Origin of the sequence: Kitasatospora sp. NPDC058406 (assembly GCF_042722765.1) — a bacterium.
Lineage (GTDB): Bacteria > Actinomycetota > Actinomycetes > Streptomycetales > Streptomycetaceae > Kitasatospora.
This window is the reverse complement of the sequence record NZ_JBHXKE010000469.1, coordinates 1-2,525: the sequence shown is the minus strand read 5'-3', so window position 1 is coordinate 2,525 and position 2,525 is coordinate 1. Positions and strand designations below refer to the sequence as shown.

General features: G+C 76.3%; 3 protein-coding genes. All 3 read left to right on the top strand.

From position 1 onward, the window contains the following. The first annotated feature begins 279 nt into the window (after positions 1-279). The 3 genes from ACFWOG_RS40580 to ACFWOG_RS40570 all read left to right on the top strand — a co-directional run bounded on the left by ACFWOG_RS40580 (position 280) and on the right by ACFWOG_RS40570 (position 2,458). The gene (locus ACFWOG_RS40580) at positions 280-849 is read left to right on the top strand and encodes an SAV_6107 family HEPN domain-containing protein (protein ID WP_329952026.1); all 570 of its coding nucleotides are present in this window, start codon (positions 280-282) and stop codon (positions 847-849) included. 80 nt (positions 850-929) lie between these two features. After that, positions 930-1,682, top strand: a complete 753-nt coding sequence (locus tag ACFWOG_RS40575; protein WP_329952027.1) for a methyltransferase domain-containing protein — start codon at positions 930-932, stop codon at positions 1,680-1,682. Between the two features lie 386 nt (positions 1,683-2,068). Beyond that, positions 2,069-2,458, top strand: coding sequence for a DUF3040 domain-containing protein (locus tag ACFWOG_RS40570; RefSeq protein WP_329882157.1), 390 nt, complete (start codon positions 2,069-2,071; stop codon positions 2,456-2,458). The last annotated feature ends 67 nt before the right edge of the window (positions 2,459-2,525 follow it).

Here is a 2,525-nt window from a genome sequence, read left to right as displayed (position 1 = left end):
TCCCCCCCGGCCCCGCGCGCCGCCCCCGCCCCGCCGCCCCGGGGGCGCGGGGCGCGCCCGGGGGGACGGCCGCCCCGGGGGGGGGACCCGGGCCCGACCCCCGCGGCCGGGGGCCGCGGCGAACGGGGGGACCGGGGTGCTCCGAAGCGCCGTCCGTGGGGGACGGCGCTTCGGTACCCGCGCCGGCGACGGCGCTCCGGCCGGATTGTCAGTGGTGCCGGTCACGATGGAGGAGCGCGGATCACCCGGTCCGTGCGCTGCCTCGGAACGGGGGAGACCATGACCATCAGCCACCCTGAGCCCGTCACCGCCCGCCTCCACTCCGCCGCCGACCGACCGGCCGCCGACCGGCCCGCCGCCCACGGGCCGGCGACCGGCGCCGACGTGCACCCGGTGCTGCGCCGGGTCTCCGCTCCGCCCGCCGCCCTCGACCTGCTCGCCGACGCCCACCGGACCCTGACCCGTTCCCGTTCCCTGGAGGACCCGCTGGAGCGGTACGCCGCCGCGCACCTCGCGGCGCTGCGCACCGTCGCGGCGGTGCTGGCCGTCCGGGGGCGGCCCGAGAAGAACCCCCGGCGCCGCCGGGCGATCCGCAGCGCCTGGGAGGTGCTGCCCGAGGTCGCGCCCGAACTCGCCGAGTGGGCGGTGTACTTCGCGGCCGGTGCGCGCCGCCGGGCCGCCGCCGAGGCCGGCATCCGGGGCTCCGCCTCGGCCCGCGACGCCGACGACCTGATCCGCAACTCCGCCTTCTTCCTCCGTCTGGTCGAGCGGCTGCTCGGCCTGCACCCGACCCCGCCCGCCCCGCGCCTGCCGCTGGACGGTGCCGACGACCCGGGTGACGCCGGGTGACCGGCGTCGCGGGCGCGTCGTCCGCTCGGTCTAAGGTGGAGGCAACCTGATCGAATCTGCACGTGCCAAGGAGCCCCGCCTTGTACCCGACGCGTCCCCGCAGTGCCCTGCGTACCGCCGTGGTGTGGGAGGTGGTGCGGGCCGCCCTGGAGAAGCGGGCGGCCGAGCTGGACCAGCCGGTGCTGGACGTGGTGGACACCGGTGGCGGCACCGGCAACTTCGCGGTGCCGGTGGCCCGGCTCGGCCACCGGGTCACCGTGGTCGACCCGAGCCCGGACGCGCTGTTCGCGCTGGAGCGGCGGGCCGCCGAGGCCGGCGTGACCGACCTGGTCCGCGCCGTGCAGGGCGACACCCAGACGCTGCCCGAGCTGGTCGCGCCCGGCAGCGTCGACGCGGTGCTCTGCCACGGCGTGCTGGAGGTCGTGGACGACCCGGCGGACGCCCTCGGCAGTCTGGCCGGCACCCTGCGCCGGGGCGGCTTCGTGAGCCTGCTGGCCGCGAACCGGAACGGTGCGGTGCTCGCCCGGGCCCTCGGCGGCCACTTCGCCGAGGCCCGCGCGGTGCTGGCCGCCGACGACGGCCGCTGGGGCGACAGCGACCCGATGCCGCGCCGCTTCACCGGCGAGGAGCTGGACCGGCTGGCGGTCGGGGCGGGCCTGCGGGTCGAGTCCGTGCACGGGGTCCGGGTCTTCGCCGACCTGGTGCCCGGCGTCCTGGTGGACACCGAGCCGGGTGCCATGGAGGCGCTGCTCAAGCTGGAGGAGGCGGCCGCCGGGCAGCCCGCGTTCCACGCCGTGGCGACCCAGCTCCACCTGCTGGCCACCCTGGCCTGACCGGCCCGTCCGCCGCCGTTCGCCCGCGCACCGCCGCCGCGTCTCCCGGCCGTCTCCTCACCGTCTCCTCACGATCCCCCCAGGTCCGGGCCCATTCCATCGGATCGGGCACTTGTCCGGCGGCCTCCGCGTTGAGCACTGTGCAGCTGGGAGCCGCCGAAGTGGCCGGGCCCACGCGTGGTCGACCACTCCGGAACCGGCCGGTGGACCGTATGATCTGGGTAAAGCCGGAAAGCATGACAGCCGGAAGCGCGGGGCATATGGACGACACGGACCCGGGCCCCCGCACAGGCGTCCGACCGCGTGTTCTGAAGGCTGATTGGACGTGCCTCCCCGACCGGGGCGGCGGACCGGTCGCACCCGCGACCGACGAGTAGGAGGACTCCGTGCCGCTCTCGGAGCACGAGCAGCGACTGCTCGACCAGATGGAGCGAGCGCTGTATGCCGAAGATCCCAAATTCGCGTCGGCGCTTGAGGGAACCGGTCTGCGCACCTACACCCGTCGCCGGGTGTACCTGGCCGTCGGTGGCTTCGTGGTGGGCATCGGCCTGCTGATGGGCGGCATGGTCGTACCCAACCAGATCTGGGTCAGCGTGGTCGGGTTCCTGGTGATGCTGGGGTGCGCCGTCTTCGCCGTGACCGGCTGGCGCCGTGGGCCCGCCGGACAGACCCAGGGCGCCGGGCCGGCCGCGGCCCCGCGCCGCAAGGCAGGGATGATGGACCGGGTGGAGCAGCGCTGGCAGCGCCGGCGCGACGAGCAGACCGGCGGGTTCTGAGCCGGTCGTCCGGGGCCTGGTGAGGATCCGGACGGACGCACGGTACGCCGGACGAACGTGACGTTGG